The sequence below is a fragment of the Ruegeria sp. HKCCD4315 genome (assembly GCF_013112245.1).
Lineage (GTDB): Bacteria > Pseudomonadota > Alphaproteobacteria > Rhodobacterales > Rhodobacteraceae > Ruegeria.
This window is the reverse complement of sequence record NZ_WVRN01000001.1, coordinates 3189249-3208029: the sequence shown is the minus strand read 5'-3', so window position 1 is coordinate 3208029 and position 18781 is coordinate 3189249. Positions and strand designations below refer to the sequence as shown.

Annotated in this window: 22 protein-coding genes; 7 read left to right on the top strand and 15 right to left on the bottom strand. The window is 57.8% G+C overall.

Annotated elements, in window-relative coordinates; all coding sequences use genetic code 11:
- The first annotated feature begins 86 nt into the window (after positions 1–86).
- The gene (locus GS646_RS15935) at positions 87–737 is read left to right on the top strand and encodes a peroxiredoxin (RefSeq protein WP_171093240.1); all 651 of its coding nucleotides are present in this window, start codon (positions 87–89) and stop codon (positions 735–737) included.
- A 221-nt stretch (positions 738–958) separates the two neighbouring features.
- Here GS646_RS15935 and GS646_RS15930 read toward each other — a convergent pair whose 3' ends face one another.
- Complete coding sequence (locus GS646_RS15930; protein ID WP_171105790.1) at positions 959–1648, bottom strand: outer membrane protein; 690 nt, start codon at positions 1646–1648, stop codon at positions 959–961.
- A 255-nt stretch (positions 1649–1903) separates the two neighbouring features.
- Here GS646_RS15930 and GS646_RS15925 point away from each other — a divergent pair, with 255 nt between their 5' ends.
- Positions 1904–2539 carry a DUF1326 domain-containing protein gene (locus tag GS646_RS15925; RefSeq protein WP_171184325.1) on the top strand — a complete coding sequence of 212 codons (636 nt, stop codon included), beginning with the start codon at positions 1904–1906 and terminating at the stop codon, positions 2537–2539.
- Between the two features lie 6 nt (positions 2540–2545).
- On the opposite strand, the gene GS646_RS23240 is transcribed toward GS646_RS15925, so the two are convergent.
- From GS646_RS23240 to GS646_RS15910, 3 genes are all read right to left on the bottom strand, one after another.
- Entirely contained in the window at positions 2546–3550 is a 1005-nt protein-coding gene (locus GS646_RS23240; RefSeq protein WP_171648303.1) for a Hint domain-containing protein, read from the bottom strand.
- Positions 3551–3728: 178 nt separating this feature from the next.
- Entirely contained in the window at positions 3729–5876 is a 2148-nt protein-coding gene (gene pnp, locus GS646_RS15915; protein WP_171648304.1) for a polyribonucleotide nucleotidyltransferase, read from the bottom strand.
- Between the two features lie 118 nt (positions 5877–5994).
- Positions 5995–6282, bottom strand: a complete 288-nt coding sequence (locus GS646_RS15910; protein WP_171093251.1) for a hypothetical protein — start codon at positions 6280–6282, stop codon at positions 5995–5997.
- Between the two features lie 75 nt (positions 6283–6357).
- On the opposite strand from GS646_RS15910, the gene GS646_RS15905 reads away from it, so the two are divergent.
- Positions 6358–7959 (top strand): BCCT family transporter, encoded by a 1602-nt coding sequence (locus tag GS646_RS15905; RefSeq protein ID WP_171184319.1) that lies wholly within the window; start codon positions 6358–6360, stop codon positions 7957–7959.
- A gap of 60 nt (positions 7960–8019) precedes the next feature.
- Here GS646_RS15905 and GS646_RS15900 read toward each other — a convergent pair whose 3' ends face one another.
- Complete coding sequence (locus GS646_RS15900; RefSeq protein WP_171184318.1) at positions 8020–8790, bottom strand: nuclear transport factor 2 family protein; 771 nt, start codon at positions 8788–8790, stop codon at positions 8020–8022.
- Positions 8791–8971: 181 nt separating this feature from the next.
- Between GS646_RS15900 and GS646_RS15895 the strand changes: the two genes are divergently transcribed.
- Positions 8972–9349, top strand: coding sequence for a helix-turn-helix domain-containing protein (locus tag GS646_RS15895; RefSeq protein WP_171093255.1), 378 nt, complete (start codon positions 8972–8974; stop codon positions 9347–9349).
- Between the two features lie 90 nt (positions 9350–9439).
- On the opposite strand, the gene rpsO is transcribed toward GS646_RS15895, so the two are convergent.
- The 6 genes from rpsO to rbfA all read right to left on the bottom strand — a co-directional run bounded on the left by rpsO (position 9440) and on the right by rbfA (position 13581).
- Positions 9440–9709, bottom strand: coding sequence for a 30S ribosomal protein S15 (gene rpsO, locus GS646_RS15890; RefSeq protein WP_170329634.1), 270 nt, complete (start codon positions 9707–9709; stop codon positions 9440–9442).
- 143 nt (positions 9710–9852) lie between these two features.
- Positions 9853–10866, bottom strand: coding sequence for a calcium-binding protein (locus tag GS646_RS15885; protein WP_171184316.1), 1014 nt, complete (start codon positions 10864–10866; stop codon positions 9853–9855).
- A gap of 94 nt (positions 10867–10960) precedes the next feature.
- Positions 10961–11464 carry a DUF1643 domain-containing protein gene (locus GS646_RS15880; protein ID WP_171093258.1) on the bottom strand — a complete coding sequence of 168 codons (504 nt, stop codon included), beginning with the start codon at positions 11462–11464 and terminating at the stop codon, positions 10961–10963.
- 21 nt (positions 11465–11485) lie between these two features.
- Complete coding sequence (gene truB / locus GS646_RS15875) at positions 11486–12391, bottom strand: tRNA pseudouridine(55) synthase TruB (protein WP_171648305.1); 906 nt, start codon at positions 12389–12391, stop codon at positions 11486–11488.
- Positions 12392–12445: 54 nt separating this feature from the next.
- A complete protein-coding gene (locus GS646_RS15870) occupies positions 12446–13189 on the bottom strand; it encodes a phosphodiester glycosidase family protein (protein WP_171648306.1) in 744 nt (247 codons plus the stop codon).
- A complete protein-coding gene (gene rbfA, locus GS646_RS15865; RefSeq protein ID WP_171093264.1) occupies positions 13186–13581 on the bottom strand; it encodes a 30S ribosome-binding factor RbfA in 396 nt (131 codons plus the stop codon). Before rbfA ends, GS646_RS15870 begins: the two co-directional genes overlap by 4 nt.
- A gap of 91 nt (positions 13582–13672) precedes the next feature.
- On the opposite strand from rbfA, the gene dapB reads away from it, so the two are divergent.
- The gene (dapB, locus tag GS646_RS15860; RefSeq protein ID WP_171093266.1) at positions 13673–14482 is read left to right on the top strand and encodes a 4-hydroxy-tetrahydrodipicolinate reductase; all 810 of its coding nucleotides are present in this window, start codon (positions 13673–13675) and stop codon (positions 14480–14482) included.
- Positions 14483–14521: 39 nt separating this feature from the next.
- Positions 14522–15205, top strand: coding sequence for a DUF2306 domain-containing protein (locus GS646_RS15855; RefSeq protein WP_171093268.1), 684 nt, complete (start codon positions 14522–14524; stop codon positions 15203–15205).
- Here the strand turns inward: GS646_RS15855 and GS646_RS15850 are convergent.
- The 3 genes from GS646_RS15850 to GS646_RS15840 are packed head-to-tail and all read right to left on the bottom strand — an operon-like array spanning position 15192 to position 17580.
- Positions 15192–15860 (bottom strand): ureidoglycolate lyase, encoded by a 669-nt coding sequence (locus tag GS646_RS15850; protein WP_171184310.1) that lies wholly within the window; start codon positions 15858–15860, stop codon positions 15192–15194. The genes GS646_RS15855 and GS646_RS15850 overlap by 14 nt on opposite strands.
- Complete coding sequence (locus tag GS646_RS15845) at positions 15857–16447, bottom strand: HD domain-containing protein (protein WP_171184307.1); 591 nt, start codon at positions 16445–16447, stop codon at positions 15857–15859. Before GS646_RS15845 ends, GS646_RS15850 begins: the two co-directional genes overlap by 4 nt.
- The gene (locus tag GS646_RS15840) at positions 16444–17580 is read right to left on the bottom strand and encodes a TauD/TfdA family dioxygenase (protein ID WP_171648307.1); all 1137 of its coding nucleotides are present in this window, start codon (positions 17578–17580) and stop codon (positions 16444–16446) included. The genes GS646_RS15845 and GS646_RS15840 overlap by 4 nt, the downstream gene beginning before the upstream one ends.
- A gap of 100 nt (positions 17581–17680) precedes the next feature.
- On the opposite strand from GS646_RS15840, the gene GS646_RS15835 reads away from it, so the two are divergent.
- Positions 17681–18535 carry a LysR family transcriptional regulator gene (locus tag GS646_RS15835; protein WP_171648309.1) on the top strand — a complete coding sequence of 285 codons (855 nt, stop codon included), beginning with the start codon at positions 17681–17683 and terminating at the stop codon, positions 18533–18535.
- Positions 18536–18539: 4 nt separating this feature from the next.
- On the opposite strand, the gene GS646_RS15830 is transcribed toward GS646_RS15835, so the two are convergent.
- The gene (locus GS646_RS15830; RefSeq protein ID WP_171093279.1) at positions 18540–18722 is read right to left on the bottom strand and encodes a DUF1674 domain-containing protein; all 183 of its coding nucleotides are present in this window, start codon (positions 18720–18722) and stop codon (positions 18540–18542) included.
- Positions 18723–18781 lie beyond the last annotated feature (59 nt).

Genomic DNA, 18781 nt, shown 5'->3' with positions numbered 1-18781 from the left:
GAGCGCAGGGGATGGTTTAACCTGCGCGCAAAGTGACTAGGTTCCAAGCAACCGACTCAGGTTTTTAACAGGAAAGGAGATGCCCCATGGGTTTGCGCATCAACGATACCGTCCCAAATTTTACAGCAGAAACGGATCAGGGCACCGTTCAGTTTCACGACTGGATCGGCGACAGCTGGGCTATTTTGTTCTCGCACCCAAAGGATTTCACCCCTGTTTGCACCACCGAGTTTTCGGCTGTTGCGCAACTGAATGACGAATGGGCCGCGCGCAACACCAAAGTGATCGGCGTATCGGTCGATGGGGTCGAAGACCACAAGAAGTGGAAGAAGGACATCGAAGAATACGGCAAGGCCAACCCCGGTTTCCCGATCATCGCCGATGACGGTTTGGCTGTGTCCAAAGCCTTCGACATGTTGCCCGCAGAAGCCTATCTGCCTGACGGTCGCACTCCGGCTGACAGCGCAACTGTGCGTTCGGTTTTTATCATCGGCCCGGACAAGCAACTTAAATTGTCGATGACCTATCCAATGACCGTGGGTCGGAATTTTGCCGAGATCCTGCGCGCTCTGGACGGGCTGCAGATGTCGGCTAAGGGCGTTGCAACCCCGGCTAACTGGGTACCGGGTGAAGATGTGATCATTCCGCCTGCAGTGTCGAACGATGAAGCAAAAGAGAAGTTCGGCGAGTTTGAAACGATCTTCCCTTATCTGCGCAAAACCAAGGCGCCGTCCTAAATCGGTTGCCGGTTCAGAGGGGGGGCTGTCTGCCCCCCATCGCGCCTTTCGGCACGATTCCCCCCGAAGGTATTTTCGGCCAGATGAAGCAGGCGGTTGTTACGGGCAGGGCGATCCAAATTACATCCGACGTGAGTTGTGTTGCTTGAATGCCCCCGCACCTGAGGTGCGAGGGCTAGAAGGCGGCAGAAAACCGGAGAGAAACCTGACGCCCAAAGCGATCAGAACTTGTAGCGCAGCCCGAAATTCACGCTGAATGTGTCCAGATCGTCTTCAACTGTGCCCGTCAACGCGCCGTTCGGGGCCAGCCGCTCCGACGATACGTCAAAGGCGCGGGCATAGCGGGCGTCTACGGTAAAGGCGGTCGACGGGTTGATGTCATATGCCACGCCTGCGATCACCTGAGCCGCAAGAGCGGTGTCGCTGTCATCCAGTGCCACACCGGGGCCGTAAGCGAAATCCAGATCCGAGTAGGTGGCACCCAGACCAAACCCTGCAAACGGGGTCAGCGCACCGGCTTGTTTGAAGTCGAACAAGATGTTGGCAAAGAGCGAGGTTTGCGAAACGTCGCCAGAGATGTTGCCTTCTGGTGCTGGTCCGTTGCCGGTAAAGTTCACACCATCCACGTCGCTGTCGCGATAGGAAAGCTCCAGTTCGATTCGTGTTCCGATCGTGTCATTGGACCACTGCGGGATCTCTTTACCAATGGCCACGCCCAGGCCGAAACCTGCATCAAAGTCTGTATCGACCGATTGTGTTGCGCCCCCGATTGTGCCCGAAAAGTCGCTGTCTTGCAGTTGGCTGTAGCCGATAAAGCCCTGAACATAGGTGCCGTCACCCAGGCTTTGTGCGGTTGCTGCGGTTGTGCCCAGCATCAGGGCGGCGGAGGTCAGGATGAAACGACTAACCATGATCATGTCCTTTGTTCCAAAACGTTTCCCTGCTTAGATCATGTGTCTGGTGGTGCATGGAAAGGGTTCCGGCGGTCACATCGGGTCACTCTAATTTGGCGTCATGTGATAGAATAAATCGCATATTCGAGTTGTTGTCGCTGAATGGCAGGCCGTCGATTTCTGATCTGCGCAGGGACGTGCTAGTATGGCTCAAGGGGGCTGTTCCACAGGCGAAGGCCATCGGGATTTCACTGTACTTTGCAGGAGAGAACCATGGCGTTTACAGATTGGTATGTTGAAGGAGAAAGCTTCGGAAACTGCAATTGCGGTTATGCCTGCCCTTGCCAATTCGAAGAACTACCCACCCACGGAAACTGCCGGGGCTTCGAAGTGCTAGAGATTGGCACAGGGTATTTCGGTGACACTGATCTGGGTGGTGCCAAGGCCGCGCTGATCTATGCCTGGCCGGGGCCTATTTTCGAGGGCGGCGGAGAAATGCAGGTTGTCATTGATCCTGCTGCGACCCCAGCACAGCGCGCGGCGCTGGAAAAGGTCTTTCACGGTGAGGAAACGGAGGAGATGGCGACGCATTGGTACGTGTTCCGTGCCATGTGCGAAAAGGTGCACGACACGCTCTACCTGCCGATTGATTTCGAAATGAACATGGAAGAGCGGACCGCCCGTGTGTCCATCGGCGATGTGCTGAGCTCGACAGGTCGCCCCATTGAAGCCCCTCATGGCGGGGGACCGCATCGCGTACGAATCGATATTCCTGGCGGTATCGAGTTCTCTGTGGCCGAGATCGGCAGCGCTACAACGCGCGCAGACGCGGCGATCAAGCTGGATTTGAACGACAGCTATGGCCAATGGCACGTTTTGAAACACGGGCCGGGTGGTGTTGCCCACTAAACCGAGTTAGGCGGCCTTCTTAAGCGCATTTGGGTAAACCCGCCAATTTGGAACCTTCAGGTCTGATTTCAGCATTCCGGCTTCGAAAGGTTTAAGGACCGGTAGCACCGTTGGTCCGTAACCAGTCGCGCCGTGGGACAGGTCCGGGAACAGGTCGAACAACTTGCGCAGGGTGGCAGGTGCCATTGCACTGAGGGTCGTGTCGCCGGGATAAAAGGATTCGGACCAGATTCCTTCGACATTCACCAGCTCATGCTGATCTAAAAGGATGTGAACATATTCGATCCCCTGCTCAGGCGGGTCCTGCACAATGCTTTGCCCATTTATCAACGCCTTCGCCGGGGCCAACATCACGGTCTCGCCATGCATCAGTTCCATCATCGCTGAGGTTACAGCGACCCGATGTTGCGGCGACATCAGCAGGTCGCGCGTGGGGCAGTTCGGACCGAAACAGCCCGCCTTGAAACGCACTGGGCACAGATGCGGAGAGGAGCGCAGCTTTTGCGTCGACAGATGCCGTCGACCGATCCAGCGCACCGGGCGGATGCGTCCACCTGTGGTCAGGACAGGGTCCCCAGGTTCCAGTTCTTCCACCTGGCGCTGCCCGGTGGGGGTCAGGATCAGCGACCCTGTGGTGAAGCACACGAAAGACGGCAAGCTCTGATACGGGGTAGAAGATGCGGTGCCGCCAAAGCTGGTGTCTTCGATGGTGTCATTCAGCGCAGCTTGCCCCGAAGTGACGATGATATAGCGCGGGTTGCTGAACTGGATCAGGGTGAAACTGACAGGCGCGCCGTTGATCGTTCCGGTATACGTCTCTAACGTACTGAAATTCTGAGACGAGGCGGTAAAGCCCGGCAGCCCGGACAGGTCCAATTGGGTGCTGTCGGGGTCTGGGTCATCTAAGATCGCGTCGTTGTCCGTTACTTCAACAGAATACGCGGCCGTGATATCGACGTTGCGTGTGCTGAACGGGTCTGCACTGATTTCATAGACTGTAATCGTGGCCACGGTCGCACAACATCCCTGAGAGCAACTAAGTCACCCTTAAGGTTGTGCTAATACGTTTAAGAAACGTTAATGGTTGATTTACCTAGACCAGATTACGGGGGGAGTGGTCGGAGCCACACCTTAACAAAAAAGGCCCCGGACAGCGCCGGGGCCTTTCGAGCCAGAAGATAGGTACAGATTACTCTGCGTCTTCTTTCTTTTCTTTCTTCTCGGGAACGATCTCTTCGCCGGTTTCCTGATCGACGACTTTCATCGACAGGCGGACCTTGCCGCGATCGTCAAAGCCCAGCAGCTTGACCTTCACTTCCTGACCTTCCTTCAGAACGTCTGACGGATGGTTCAGGCGGCGGTTTTCGATCTGGGACACGTGGACCAGACCGTCGCGCTTGCCAAAGAAGTTCACGAAGGCGCCGAAATCGACGATCTTGACCACTTTACCGGTGTAGATCTGACCTTCTTCCGGTTCGGCCACGATCGAGTAGATCATGTCATAAGCCTTCTGGATCGATTCACCATCGGGCGAGGCGATCTTGATCACACCGTCGTCGTTGATGTCGACCTTGGCACCCGAAACCTCAACGATCTCACGGATGACCTTACCGCCCGAGCCGATCACTTCGCGGATCTTGTCGGTCGGGATGTTCATGGTCTCGATGCGCGGGGCGTGGACCGAGAATTCGTTGGTCTCGGACAGGGCTTTGCCCATCTCGCCCAGAATGTGCATCCGACCTTCTTTGGCCTGTGCCAGAGCGGTTTCCATGATCTGCGGCGTGATACCTGCGACTTTGATGTCCATCTGCAGCGAGGTGATGCCGTTCTCGGTACCTGCCACTTTGAAGTCCATGTCGCCCAGGTGGTCTTCGTCACCCAGGATATCGGTCAGAACAGCGTAATCGCCATCATCTTCCAGGATCAGACCCATGGCCACACCGGCAACCGGTGCTTTCAGCGGAACACCTGCGTCCATCATCGACAGCGAACCGCCGCAGACAGAGGCCATCGAGGACGAGCCGTTCGATTCCGTGATCTCCGAAACCACGCGTACGGTATATGGGAAGTCGGTCGGCGCAGGCAGAACCGCCTGCAGCGCGCGCCATGCCAGCTTGCCGTGACCGATCTCACGACGGCCGGGCGAACCCACGCGGCCTACTTCACCCACCGAATACGGAGGGAAGTTGTAGTGCAGCAGGAAGTTCGATTTGAAGTTGCCATGCAGCGCGTCGATGAACTGCTCATCGTCGCCGGTGCCCAGCGTGGTCACAGCCAGCGCCTGCGTTTCACCGCGGGTGAACAGGGCGGAACCATGGGTACGGGGCAGCAGCGAGGTTTCGGCTTCGATGGCGCGTACATCGGTGGTCGAACGACCGTCGATGCGCTTGCCGCCTTTGACGACGTCGCCGCGCAGGATGCCGGCCTCCAGCTTTTTCATCGCCGAGCTGAGGTTGCTGTCTTCCAGCTGTTCCTCGGTCAGCGCTTCTTTGATCGCTTCGCGGGCAGCGGCAACAGCGGCGGTGCGCTCTTGCTTGTCGGTGATCGCGAAGGCGGCGCGCATCTGCTCTTCACCGGCTGCGGAAACAGCGGCGTACAACTCCGAGTAATCGGGGGCGACAAACTCAAACGGCTCTTTGGCGGTTTCTTCGGCCAGCGAGATGATCAGGTCGATGACCGGCTGGATTTGCTCATGAGCGAATGTCACGGCACCCAGCATTTCGGCTTCGGACAGCTCGTAAGCTTCCGATTCCACCATCATCACGGCGTCTTTGGTACCGGCCACAACCAGGTCCAGACGCTGTTCGGGGTTCAGGCGCAGGTCCTGCATATCGTCCACGGTCGGGTTCAGGACGTATTCGCCATCCACGAAACCAACACGGGCACCAGCGATCGGGCCCATGAACGGCGCGCCCGAGATGGTAAGGGCAGCCGAAGCAGCGATCATTGCAACGATGTCGGGATCGTTGACCAGATCGTGGGACAGCACGGTGCACATCACCAGAACTTCGTTTTTGAAGCCGTCAACGAACAGCGGGCGGATCGGACGGTCGATCAGACGCGCGGTCAGCGTCTCTTTCTCGGTCGGGCGCGCCTCGCGCTTGAAGAAGCCACCCGGAACCTTACCGGCGGCGTAGTATTTTTCTTGGTAGTGTACGGTCAGCGGGAAAAAGTCCTGACCGGGCTTTTGTTGCTTGGCAAAGGTCACGTTAGCCATGACGCTGGTTTCGCCCAGCGTGGCAATCACAGTGCCGTCCGCCTGACGGGCAACCTTGCCGGTTTCCAGTGTCAGCGTCTCTTCGCCCCACTGAATCGATTTCTTCGTTACATCAAACATATGCGTATCCTAGAACGGAGCACTCCCGCCCCTGCGGGTCTCCGGTTTGCATGGCGGCCCCATTGCCGCCGACCCCACTTTATCTTCCATTCGAGTGCCGGGGTCAGGGCACAACGTCTCAGATACCGCGCGCATACATGAGAATGCGTTGGAAGGAAAGAGAAACCGCATCCGGTGGCTGGATCATGCTGAGACTGGCAATGGCTTTCCTTATGAGCTCAATTTTCAGGTCAAAACTTGAAACTGAGCGTGGCGAAACACAGCGTTTCATTCCGGTCAGACGGTAAAAACTCGCAAGAGAGCTTTCATCGCTAACATATGAAAAATCGAATGCAATTGTAAAAATAACAAGGCTGTATAAGCTTTTACGAATAAGCCCGCGGTCGAAATGACGGAAACGCGCCAAGGGGGTAACTATCTCATAACCGTCCGCCGACCGAATACCTTGGCGTTTGCAAAAAGCGAACAGAAGGGCAATCGAATGGCACAAACAAAGAAGATGCTGGATCCGGACCCCCGGATTTACGACTTCGAAACGGAATATGAGCTGGGGCAGGACAACGTCCGGCCATTTGGTCTGGATATTCACAACCCGGTTTTTCTGATCTCGAGTATTTTGATCTTTGCGTTCGTTCTGATCGCATTGGCCAACCAAGAGGCTGCGGCTTCTTTCTTCGGCTGGCTCCGGCCCTGGCTGACCAGTACGTTTGACTGGTTCCTGGTTCTTTCGGTTGACGCGATCACCCTGTTCTGTCTGGTGTTGATTGTTTTGCCCGTTGGTAAAGTACGGATCGGCGGCAAAGACGCCAAGCCTGACTATTCCTATGCTGGATGGATCGCGATGATGTTCGCCGCCGGTATTGGTATCGGTCTGCTGTTCTTTGGCGTGATGGAGCCGGTCTACTATAACTTTGCCGAAGGCGGGAATGCGCGGCCCTTGGGCATTGATATCGCAGTTCCAGGCAATGAATATATCGGCATCGTCGGCACAATCCACCATTGGGGGCTGGAAGGTTGGGCGGTCTATGCCGCTGTGGGCCTGAGCCTTGCAATCTTTGCCTATAACCTGAATCTGCCACTGACCCTGCGGTCGGCCTTTTATCCGATCCTGGGTGAGCGCGTCTGGGGCTGGTGGGGCCACCTCATCGACACGCTTGCGGTGTTTGCGACGTTGTTCGGCCTGACGACCTCTTTGGGTCTTGGGGCGCAACAGGTTGCGGCAGGGCTGAACGAGGTGTTCGGCATCGAACCCAGCCCAACCGTGACCGTCCTGCTGATCATCGGCATCACCATGATCGCGCTGGGATCAGTCCTGATGGGGATGGATGCAGGCGTGAAACGGTTGAGTGAGATCAACATGATCATGGCTGTGGGCTTGTTCCTTTTCGTCATTGTTGTCACCGGCGTTGGTACAGCCATCGCGCGGTATTTCAACGTGATGGTGGATTACGTGACGCACCTTCCGGCGCTGTCGAACCCGTTCGGGCGCGAAGACACCAGCTATTTCCACGGCTGGACGACGTTCTACTGGGCCTGGTGGATCGCATGGTCGCCGTTTGTGGGTATGTTTATCGCCCGCATCTCGAAGGGACGCACGGTGCGAGAGTTTATCCTCTGCGCGCTGTTGGCCCCAACTGCGGTCTGCGCCCTGTGGATGTCAACCTTTGGCGGTGCGGCCATCGACATGCTGAACGCAGGCGGAGCCGAAGGCGTCCGCGCCACGGTGATCGACAGCTACGCCCCCGAAGGTGCGCTGTTCGGCTTCCTGAAAGAGCTGCCGCTTTATGGCATCGTTGCGCCCATCGCGCTGATCCTGATCGTGGTGTTCTTTGTCACCTCGTCCGACTCGGGCTCGCTGGTGATCGACACGATTACCGCAGGCGGCAAGATGGATGCGCCAGTTGTACAGCGCGTGTTCTGGTGCACGCTGGAAGGTCTGGTCGCCATCGCCTTGCTGCTTGGGGGTGGCCTATCCGCCCTGCAGGGTGCTGCGGTTTCAACAGGGATACCGTTCACGCTGGTGGTCCTGATAATGTGCTACTGCCTGTGGCTGGCGCTGAAATCGGAAAAGGCGAAGATGTAAATACGACCGCTATGAAAATTGAAAACGCCCACCAGATGGTGGGCGTTTTTTGATCCGGTATTAAAACTTGCCGTTGTCATGCGCCATTTCAGACGGGATGGGTGAGACGACATCCCAATGCTCAACAATTTTCCCGTCCTCTACGCGCCACATATCAAAGAAGGCCCATGGCTCACCGCCCATGATGGCATCGGTGGCCACGAAGACGAAGTTACCTTCGGCCACGGCAAATTGAGGTTCAAATTTGGTGATTACCATGCCTTGCGCAGCAAAGGCTTCGATCGCGGCCATCAAGCCCGACAGGCCATCCTCAATCGAAGGATTGTGCTGCATATAGACCTCTGGGTCCATGTAGGTTGTGACGTTCTCTGGCGCGGCACCGCCCAGCACATCACGCACAAAGCCCAGCACCAGCGCCTTGTTTTCTTGGGTTTTGTCGAGGTCGGTAATTTCAACCGGCCCGTCCGTCATGCCACGCCCTGACGCAGTGGTTTTGGGGATGGGTTGCAGATTGTCCCAGTGTTCGACAACCTTTCCATCTTCCACGCGGAAGATATCAAAGGCCGCAAGCGACGAGGCTCCAAACGCGTCGGCATTGTCATAAGTGTTGTGCAGCACAACCATGTCGCCTTCGGCAATCACACGGTGGGTTGTGGCAGTCATGCCGGATTGTCCAACCAATGGGATCAGCCCCATCAGCCCTTCAGCGCCGGTCGGAACCTGCGGATTGTGCTGGATGTAATCGGCGCTCACCATCTGGCGTGCGGCTTCTGGGTCGTGATCGATAAAAGCGGCTGATAACAGGGCGAGGACAAGCTCTTTAGGGGTCATGGTCAATTCCTGATGATTCGAGTTGTGCTGATAGTAAGTATTAAAAACGCACCACATTTCAATTACGCACTAAAAAGTCACGAGGTTACTCCTAGGATACTCCATTAAAAAACATAGCCTTGCGATTATTTCGGGAGGTTCTATTGTTGTTATAAGTTACTAAACCGCACCAGAGGTCCTCATGCTCCCCATTGGCGTCAACAGCAAGGCCGAAGCGTCCAACTGCTCGATCCGTTCGGTTCTGTCCAACGTCACCGGCAAATGGCGGATGATCATCATTTTGGCCCTTGAGGATGAGCCGAAACGGTTTGGAGAGCTCAAACGCTGTATTGGGGACGTGACGCAACGTGTGTTGACCGAAAACCTGAGAGGGTTGCAACGGGATGGGTATTTGACTCGCACTGTCGATCCCGGCCCGCCTGTCGCGGTTTCTTATGCGCTGACACCTTTGGGTCGCGACCTGTTGGAGCTGCTCAAGCCGCTTGTCTATTGGTCACACGAACAAATGGATCAGGTCAAATCCGCGCGCATGGAATATGAACGGGCCCACCCAGATTGAGGGCACCTGACTCCCAGCTGGTTGACCTGCACAAAAAAACGCCCGCCAAAGTGACGGGCGTCTGAAATCTGCAAGCGATGTGGTCCGAACTTAACGGCGGATGCCCAGCTTTTTGATCAGGTCCTGATAACGCGCTTCTTCTTTGCCCTTCAGGTAGTCCAGCAGCTTACGGCGCTGAGCAACCATTTTCAGCAGACCGCGACGACCGTGGTTGTCTTTTTTGTGGGTCTTGAAGTGCTCGGTCAGGGTGTTGATGCGCGAGGTCAGGATGGCAACCTGTACTTCAGGCGAACCGGTGTCGCCTTCTTTGGTTGCGAATTCTTGCATGACGCGTGCTTTTTCAGCGGCAGTGATCGACATCGGGGTCTCCTTTAAAGGTTAGAGTTGATGGCGCAGGCCGGGATGTCGTCCAGCACAGGCCCATGGAGAAAACCGCACCGATTCCGATGCAGATGGGCGCGTATAGGCGCATTTTTGTCAAATGGCAAAGGGAATCTGCGGGGTCAGACCATCTGCCCATACTGTTCCAGTTGGGCTTCGGTGATCAGTTGGATATCGGCTGCCGTCATCCCTTCCGCACCATAAACCTGAGCCACTTCCTGACCGTCGATGATCACCCGAGTAAGATTTGAATCTTCAGTGTCAGGTTCCACGGCTATTTCAGGCTCGGATTCGTTCTCCCAAGTGACAAGCAACTTATCCTCACCCGGCTGGAACCCCAAAACGGTTATATCGTCTTCACCTTGCCCCACCACAATGTCATCGGCCCCCTGACCGCCGGTCACCACATCGCCGCTGCCGGCCAGAAGGGTGTCATTGCCGGCACCACCATTCAGGAAATCCTGTTCGGCTGCACCGTCTTCTATTCCGAATACAAAATCGTCCCCGTCGCCGCCAAAGATCGCATCCTCGCCTGCGTCTCCGGTCAGGACATCATCCCCAAATCCGCCTTGTAGTGCGTCATCATCAGCCCCACCTGCCAAAGTATCATCGCCCTGCCCACCATAGAGCTCATCTTCGCCCTCGCCTCCGTCCAGAGTGTCGTCGCCGAAATGCCCGAACAGAGCGTCATTGCCCGTGTCCCCAAACAGCAGGTCATCATCCGCTTCGCCATGCAGGACATCGTTGTCCCGCCCGCCATAGATGGTATCTATCCCGTCGCCGCCATGCAGGACGTCGTCCCCCTGGCCCCCGTGGATCGTATCTTCACCGCCATAGCCGTTGATCTGATCCACACCGTCCCCTCCGGTGATGATGTCCGGGCCGTCTTCTCCGGCAATCACCAAATCGCCTTCGAATTCGGAAAGGACGATACCGGTGGACAGGGGTTCGACCTCGGTTTCGACGTGGTCTTCGACGTTTTCGCCGATTTCCAGAAATTCCCCGGTTTCGGCTTCGGTCGGCGGCTCATCTTCGGGAATGTCTTCTGACGTGTCCTCGTCTTCGATCAGCATGTCGCTCATCGCGTAGGCTGCACCGCCAATGGCGGCCAGTCCGATCAATCCGGTCAGAAACATGACACTCCTCCGATAGCAGAATGCTCCGAGGATGAGTGTTTCATGCCGGGGACAGCGGCGTCAAAGACAAGCCGTTGAAATGGTTAATACTTTATCACCACTGCTCGGGTCGCTGAGTGTATGCGATGTAAAGGGGGTGCTTTGGGTGGCCGTCTTTGGTCAAACCCAGATGGAACAGGGGTTGACCCGTCTGACGCAACAGCTGTTCAACTGCCAGGCCACGGTCCAGATGTGCGCCGTGGGTGCCCCAGGCGGCGATGACCTGATCGGCCCATGCGACGCCGTCCAGAATAGCTTTGTCATTCGCAGGCCCGACCGGCTCGGCGGCAGCGCGCATCTTGCGCGGGTCGGTGTCGCGCCAGGCAAAGATGTTGGTCACCTGAAACGCGCCAAACCCCAAGGCCCGCGCACGCCGTTCGCAGCGCTCCACCGTGGGGTCATTCTGCACCTCGGTCGCGGTCGAAGGGTTCAGCATCACGAACAAAGCTTTGCGGCCTGCCGGATCCCATACGCGGGTCAGGCTATAGCGATAGTGCTCGCAATCGGAATAGACGGCGGTTGAGGGCGCATCGCCCTTGGTATGCGTTCGGGTGATCATGCCAACCGCCTAGCACGTGTTTCAGGAAACGAACACCCGGCTGGGATGCAACTCGCCTGATTTGTAGACACCCACAGCCACCGCTTTACCATCCAGCGAGGCCCAGGCTTCATCGCCGTATTCGACGTCTGATGCCAGCACCATGCCGGGATTGCCGTTGCGCAGGCGAGTGGCACCCTCAGGGGAGCATTTCAATTCGGGCAAGTCCGACAGGCCGGTTTCCAGCGGGTGCAGATACGCGTCCAGTGCAGTGGTCTTGGCCATCTCGTCGATTTGTTCGACGGTCAGGCCATCTTCGGCCTCAAACGGGCCGGACCAGATGCGGCGCAGCTCCCTAACGTGTCCGTGGCATCCCAATGCCTCACCCAGATCGCGCGCGATTGAGCGGACATAGCCCCCTTTGCCGCAGGTCATTTCCAACACCACGTGGTCTTCATCGGGGCGGTCGACAAGGATCAGTTCCTCGACCCAAAGGGGTCGGGCGGTCAGTTCTACATCTTCGCCATCGCGGGCCAGTTTATAAGCGCGCTGGCCGTCGATCTTCACCGCAGAGAACTTTGGCGGAACCTGCATGATGTCGCCCAGAAACGGGGTCAGCGCCTGTTTGATGTCCTCATCCGATGGGCGCGCATCGCTGCTTGCGATTACTTCGCCCTCGGCATCGTCAGTGTTGGTGGCTTGACCCAAACGCACGGTGAACGTGTAAGCCTTCAGCGCATCGGTGATATAGGGAACGGTCTTTGTCGCCTCACCTAAGGCCACGGCCAGAACGCCGGTTGCTTCGGGGTCCAGTGTGCCCGCATGGCCCGCCTTTTTGGCATCCGTCGCCCAACGCACCTTGTTGACCACCGACGTAGAGGTCATGCCCGCAGGCTTGTCCACAACCAGCCAACCGGAAATGTCGCGACCCTTGCGTTTGCGTCCCATCTTGCACCTTGCCTTTTGCTGAGGCGCGCGGGTTAACGGATCACACCCGCCCTGTCAATTTGCACGCATGTCCTCAACTACACCCACAATCGGTCCCAACGAGAATCCCAGATCCGAGCGATTGCCTGCCCGGTCATACATCCGTGAGATATTGCCATCCAGAAACAGCGCGTTTGGGGTGTTCAGAACATCGCGAAACAGGCTGCCGAATTCGTGGAAGGTGACATAATCTTCAGAAATGGCGAAAACCGCCCGCGTGCCATCAGCGCTCGTGCCAACGCCGTTGCGGATATAGCGCGAGGTCGAATCAGGCAGAAAGCGCGGGTGCAGTCCGCCGTCGATCACCAGCATTGGGCCGGATTGGGTGGCAAAGCGGCAGGTGGGGGCCTGGTCGACGAAATCCAGTGTCTCGAACACATCGGCGCGCCCGTCACGGATGCAGAAAACGCCATTGGGCAGCAGGCCGAAATTGCCGGGGCCGGGGTTCGGGATCACCCGCATCTGCTCCTGCCCATCCTCGACATAATGGCCGACGGGCGAGCGGTCGTCGTGATACATGCCGGCGTTCATCGCAAAGGCCAGCCGTTTGCCCTCGGGTTCAAGCGTCTCGTTTACCGATGAGAAATGCCCCAACACTTCGCCGTCTTCACCCCTCAGAAACAGGCGCAGATCTGCTGCAGTCGCATCGACCTCGCAGACGGTGTAGCGCAGATCCTCATGAGTCACCTTTTCGCAGGTCACCGCAGAGGCTTGCGCGGCCCATAAAGCCGCGCCCAAAATGGTCAGTGCCCGGATCACTCGTCCAGATCGCGGCGCACCGCGTCCTGCTGGAACATGCGGCGGGTGTCGTCCAGACGGTCAAACGTGTCATCCAGACGGAACCGCAGATCGGGCGAGAACTTCAGGTTCAGTTTCTTGCCGATCACGCGTCGTAATTCGCCTTTATTGCGGGCCAGCAGGTCGATCACGTCCTCTTGCCCTTTGCCGCCCAGAGGCAGCACATAGGCGGTGGCGATTTTGAGATCGGGTGAGGTACGGACCTCACCCACGGTGATTGACATGCGGTTCAGGTCAGGGTCGTGGACATCTCCGCGCGCCAGAACTTCGGACAGGGTGCGACGGATCAGTTCGCCGACACGCAGCTGTCGTTGGGACGGGCCGGGGCCATCGTGGAATTTGTTCTTTGCCATATCTCCGATCTAAGCCCAAAGCGGGGCTTTGCCAAGCGGGCGCGAACGGGGTAGGAGGCTTTGAGCCGACTTAGCGAAAAGGACCAGCGCAATGACCCATATTCCGGGGATCGTTATCACAGGAGCTTCGGGCCGTATGGGGCAGATGCTGATCAAGACTGTCACTGACAGCGAACAGGCGCGTTTGGTTGGTGTGGTGGAACGTAAGGGCCATGACTGGATCGGACAGGATGTGGGCACGGCCATGGGTGGTCAGGCGCTGGGCGTCACCGTCACCGATGACCCGCTAGAGGCGTTTGCGCAAGCGCAGGCGGTGATCGATTTCACCGCGCCCGAAGCGACTTTGGAATTTGCCGCTCTGGCTGCGCAGGCGCGCTGTGTTCATGTCATCGGCACCACGGGCATGTCCGACGAACAAATCGCGGCACTTGAACCGGCATCACGCCACGCCGTGATCGTGCGGGCGGGCAATATGAGCCTTGGTGTAAACCTGCTGGTGCAACTGACAAAGAAAGTCGCTGCCGCATTGGATGAAGATTTCGATATCGAGATCATCGAAGGCCACCACCACCACAAGGTCGACGCGCCCTCGGGCACAGCGTTGATGCTGGGTGAGGCGGCCGCGGAAGGGCGCGGCGTCAATCTGGCGGATGTGTCTGATCGAGGCCGTGATGGCATCACCGGTGCGCGCAAGCGGGGTGATATCGGCTTCCACGCCATTCGCGGCGGCGATATCGTTGGTGAACATGATGTGCTGTTCGCTGCCCCTGGAGAACGCATCGTCCTGCGCCATTTGGCCTCGGACCGCGCGATCTTTGCCCGCGGCGCGCTGAAGGCGGCGCTGTGGGGGCAGGGCAAAGCGCCGGGTCAGTATGACATGGTGGATGTGCTGGGTTTGTAGGCCCTTAGACGGATCGCCTTAAGGCGCTAAGGTCAGATCATGCGGATCCTGAAATCGCGTGTGGCAATCGGATTGTTGTTGGCAGTGTTCTATCTGACGCTGCTGCCGTTTGTGCTGCATGGCTTTGGTATGATCAGCATTGGGCTGTCGCATGATGCGCCTGCGCAAAGCTATTTGTTTGCAGACGGTCAGAGCGTCGGCAACGCGGCGATGATTCTACATATCTTTGCCGGAACGGTGTTGGTAACACTGGTGCCGCTGCAACTGGTCCGCGCCCTTCGGCAACGCTTCAACTGGTTTCACCGCGCCTTGGGTGTTGTGCTGATTGCGCTGGCTCTGATCACCGGGCTGGCCGGGATGACCTATATTCCCCTGCGTGGAACAATCGGTGGTCCAGTCATGACTGCCGGCTTTTTCCTGTATGGCCTGTGCCTGTTTGCCTCGGCGCTGATGTTGGCGCGCATGGCGCTCAGCAATGATCGCGCGGGGCACTGGGCCTGGGGGCTGCGGCTGTTCTGGCTGGCGCTGGGATCATGGCTTTACCGGGTGCATTACACGCTGTGGTATCTGCTGACCGGCGGATTGGGGTCAGAGCCCGACTTCTCGGGCCCTTTCGATCTGGTTCAGAACTTTGCGTTCTTTGTGCCCTATTTGCTGGCCGCGCAGATCTGGATCATGCGCAAACGGTCAGAGCATCAAGGGGCTTTGGTTACAGGTCCTTGATCCTGTCTTCGCGCAATGGGCAGGCCAGGTACACACCGAACTCTTTCCCGATATCAGCGCTGACTCGTGCGTGAACCGCACCCTGTCGGTCTAGGAATCTTTGGTCATCTTCGACCGGGAATATCCCCTCGTGCCAGATGCCCGGATGGATATAGAGGCCACGCGAGCCGTCGCACCAGAACGCCACCACCTTGTCGGGCGTCAGGTTGTCACCGGGCAGAGCGGCGGGGACAATGAAAGGCTTGTTGTCCAGAGGCCAAAACATCTGTCCGCCATCGGGGTGATAGTTCATGTGCCAGAGCAATACCTGATCACGGGGCGCGGTTTGCCGATCCGTCTGCGCGGTTTGCGGATCCGTGGACCAGCCAAGAACGTAATGCCCTTTGACGGCTTCGTTCTCGCCATACAGCACGTCGCCTCGCCAGTCACATTTGAACGTGCCTTCGACCCAGCCGCCTTCGTCGCCGGTGCCTTCGTCTATGGGGCGCCAACCTTGTTGCGGCCAGCGGACGATCTCGATTTCAAACGTCTCGGGGTCATCGACCAGACAGCCATAGCCTTTGACCGTCTCTTCCGTTGCGCGGATCAGAGGAACTTCGTGCCAGGGTAACGAGGGCTTGGAACTGGCCTCGAAGATGTATTCAGGTGCAGTCATGACGTGCCCAGATGTTTGTCGACCATGCGCTGCACCATGGGTGCAAAATGAGCGAAATCGGGGGTCTCCATATCCGCGCGTTTACCGGCCTCATCCAGATAGCGAACCTGAATGATCTCTTTCAGGTTTGGGTTGGATTCGAATGCGGTAACCTCTTCTTCGCTCATCGGGCCGCCCTGCAGTTCCAGCGTATGAACCGAGGCGGCAGACAAGCGCTGGAAATACTCGGGCTTGGTGGCGCAGAGATACCGTTTGGCCGCCACGTGATAGCGGCAGCAATCGGTGATGACCGAGGGGAAGAACTGTTCCAGCACCTCGGCCCCTGCATCCTCGTGATGGCGGTCTTCGGTATCGTCGGGGTGATAGGTGCCAAATTCGGAGGTGAAATGGCCAATGTCGTGCAGCAACGCGCCGACGATGATTTCTTCAGGCTGGCCGTTCTGCTCGGCGATGGTGGCCCCTTGCAGCATGTGTTGGGCCATGGTGACAGGTTCGCCCAAATATTCCTCATCGCCGCGGCGCTCGAAAATATCACCGATGAACTCTACGATATTGTCGCGGTTTAACGTCGAGAAATCGGGTTTCATTCAGCGGCCTCCGGGTGCGTTATTTCCATCGCGGCGAGTGTGGACAGCAAGCCGTCCTTGTCAGCATAGCATCCCTGCAACCAGCGTGAGCCCGCGCCGGAATAGCCCAGCCGCGCATGCAAGACGCGGGTGTTGTCGACGATGAAGCTTTCGCCGGGTTCAAGCTTGAACGACACGCCCATAGCCGGGTCGTCGATGATCTCGCCGAATTGACGGTAGGCGGCATAATACGCTTCCATCTGTTCGAAGGGGATGTCCACAAACGGCGCAGTTGAGCGGTTGTTGAAACGGACGCCGATCAACTCTCCGTCCGGAGACAGTTCGATCATCGGACGGCGCGACTGCAGCCAAACCCCGTCTGAACCCTTGTATTCGAACCGCGCCGGGTAGCCGGCCAACAGGGCAAAGCCTTCGGGATTCTGCACACGCAGCTTTTCGGCCGCGCGGAAACCATCGACTACGATCGAATCTCCGCCTTCGGCAGAATTCTCAAGGCAATAAAGGATTTGCAGCGTTGGCACCGGATCGCGATACGGGTTGTCGGTATGCGCCTGCAAGCCAAGTCCGGTATAGGCAAGGTTGGTCGGGTTCACCTCATTCCGCACTTCGAAATAGGGTCCATAGTTCGTCTCGCGTACATAGCCGAACAAATCAGCCACTTTCAGCAGCGATTCAGGTTCGGTCGGGCCACCTGTTAACTTGGCAAACCCGAATTCCGCGACGGCTGCCAGCCAATCACGCTTGGCGGTCGGGCTGACGTGAACTTCATTCCAGTCGCCGCTGGGTGCATTGATGCCGCTTTCCCACGTGGTGATGCCCGGGGCGATGCGACCAAACGCGTTTTCCTGATCGCGGTCATAGATGTGGTCTGCCAACCATTCGGCGGGGAAGACCACGGTCTTTTCCTCGGGCTGGAACGTGATCTTCAGATCGCCAGAAACAACCTCGGCCGCGCTGATTGAGACGTCGGACGGAATGTCGCCGATCGTGATCAGGCGCTGACCGTTTCCGGGTGAGCGGGTCTCAGGATCAAGCGCGTTGTCGCGCAACCAGATCGCGTGAAAGCGGGCTTCGGCTCCGGTGTCGAATGCGACGGTCACGACCGAAGCGTCATAAGTGGCGGTGCGCAGCATTGGGGGGTCTCCTGTTCGGCGCGAGCTTTGGTTGAGCAGATACGCCGTTCATGGCATTACGACAATTAATCCTTATTTCGGCTGAGGCTTGGAAAAACTTATGGCTAAGAAAAAGATCGGACTGCCGCCGCTGGACTGGTTGCGCGTGTTCGAAGCTGCGGGGCGTTTGGGTGGATTCTCGGCTGCGGCCAAAGAGTTTGGTTTGACTCAGGCCGCTGTAAGCCAAAGGATCGGTAATCTCGAGGCATGGCTGGGCCGGTCTTTGTTCGTGCGCGAAGCGCGGGGCGTGTCGCTGACGGTGGAAGGCGAGAGCTATTTGCCTTTGGTGCAAGACAGCTTGCAGGCGTTAGAGCGCAATACCGAGGATCTGTTCGGAAAGTCCCCACGAGAGCTGCGCGTCGCCGGATTGTCGTCCAACATTCACGCGCTTGTCCTGCCGGCCTTGCCAGCGTTTCAAAAACTGCGGCCCGAGGTTCGGGTGCTGACCGATTCAGGGGCACGCCGGTCGACTTTGGATGAAGAGCGGACCTGGCTGCAAATCCGATATGGCCGTGGCATTTGGGCCGGGCGCGATGCGGCCTTGATCGCGTATGAGGTTCTTGTGCCTATGGCGGCACCGGGAATCGAGTGGGGTGCGCCTTTGATCGATTTGCGCGGAGAACGCCCCGGATGGCGGGAATGGGCCCAGAAATGCAATCAGGAGGATGCACCGCCGTCCCAAATCAGTTTTGATTCGATGGAACACGCGATCTCGGCAGCGCGGCGCGGGCTGGGAGTGGTGCTGGGATCGGTTCCTCTGGCTTTCGCCGACCTTCAAGAGGGCCGGTTGCGCAGGATGGGCCTGCCGGAGTTGCAAACCAAAGACGGGTATTGGCTAACCTGGCCCGAAGATCGGGCGAAGTCCAAAAAACAACGCGCATTGATCGAAGACTTTTTACAGGCGCTGCGCGGCTGAGCGCTTAGAAATCGATGGCGATGCCCTTCTTTTCCCAATCGCCATAGCGGGCCGGGTCCGGTCCATCGCGACCGCCCAATTCCTTGGGCAACGCCTTGGCCTCAGCCTCGGCTTTGCGCCGGCGTTCTTCCGCTTCGGCCAGTGCGCGTTGGGCGGCTGGGGGCAGGTCTTTGCGGTCGTCACTCATGACATCGGGTTCCTTTCCGTGCTGTGTCTTGATATACGCCCGCGTCCGCCATTGGCAAT

Excerpts from the sequence above, each read along its gene's own strand:
- GS646_RS15935 (WP_171093240.1), top strand. The coding sequence starts at position 87 with ATGGGTTTGCGCATCAACGATACCGTCCCAAATTTTACAGCAGAAACG.
- GS646_RS15930 (WP_171105790.1), bottom strand. The coding sequence starts at position 1,648 with ATGGTTAGTCGTTTCATCCTGACCTCCGCCGCCCTGATGCTGGGCACA.
- GS646_RS15925 (WP_171184325.1), top strand. The coding sequence starts at position 1,904 with ATGGCGTTTACAGATTGGTATGTTGAAGGAGAAAGCTTCGGAAACTGC.
- pnp (WP_171648304.1), bottom strand. The coding sequence starts at position 5,876 with ATGTTTGATGTAACGAAGAAATCGATTCAGTGGGGCGAAGAGACGCTG.
- GS646_RS15905 (WP_171184319.1), top strand. The coding sequence starts at position 6,358 with ATGGCACAAACAAAGAAGATGCTGGATCCGGACCCCCGGATTTACGAC.
- GS646_RS15900 (WP_171184318.1), bottom strand. The coding sequence starts at position 8,790 with ATGACCCCTAAAGAGCTTGTCCTCGCCCTGTTATCAGCCGCTTTTATC.
- GS646_RS15895 (WP_171093255.1), top strand. The coding sequence starts at position 8,972 with ATGCTCCCCATTGGCGTCAACAGCAAGGCCGAAGCGTCCAACTGCTCG.
- rpsO (WP_170329634.1), bottom strand. The coding sequence starts at position 9,709 with ATGTCGATCACTGCCGCTGAAAAAGCACGCGTCATGCAAGAATTCGCA.
- GS646_RS15885 (WP_171184316.1), bottom strand. The coding sequence starts at position 10,866 with ATGTTTCTGACCGGATTGATCGGACTGGCCGCCATTGGCGGTGCAGCC.
- GS646_RS15880 (WP_171093258.1), bottom strand. The coding sequence starts at position 11,464 with ATGATCACCCGAACGCATACCAAGGGCGATGCGCCCTCAACCGCCGTC.
- truB (WP_171648305.1), bottom strand. The coding sequence starts at position 12,391 with ATGGGACGCAAACGCAAGGGTCGCGACATTTCCGGTTGGCTGGTTGTG.
- rbfA (WP_171093264.1), bottom strand. The coding sequence starts at position 13,581 with ATGGCAAAGAACAAATTCCACGATGGCCCCGGCCCGTCCCAACGACAG.
- dapB (WP_171093266.1), top strand. The coding sequence starts at position 13,673 with ATGACCCATATTCCGGGGATCGTTATCACAGGAGCTTCGGGCCGTATG.
- GS646_RS15855 (WP_171093268.1), top strand. The coding sequence starts at position 14,522 with ATGCGGATCCTGAAATCGCGTGTGGCAATCGGATTGTTGTTGGCAGTG.
- GS646_RS15850 (WP_171184310.1), bottom strand. The coding sequence starts at position 15,860 with ATGACTGCACCTGAATACATCTTCGAGGCCAGTTCCAAGCCCTCGTTA.
- GS646_RS15845 (WP_171184307.1), bottom strand. The coding sequence starts at position 16,447 with ATGAAACCCGATTTCTCGACGTTAAACCGCGACAATATCGTAGAGTTC.
- GS646_RS15840 (WP_171648307.1), bottom strand. The coding sequence starts at position 17,580 with ATGCTGCGCACCGCCACTTATGACGCTTCGGTCGTGACCGTCGCATTC.
- GS646_RS15835 (WP_171648309.1), top strand. The coding sequence starts at position 17,681 with ATGGCTAAGAAAAAGATCGGACTGCCGCCGCTGGACTGGTTGCGCGTG.
- GS646_RS15830 (WP_171093279.1), bottom strand. The coding sequence starts at position 18,722 with ATGAGTGACGACCGCAAAGACCTGCCCCCAGCCGCCCAACGCGCACTG.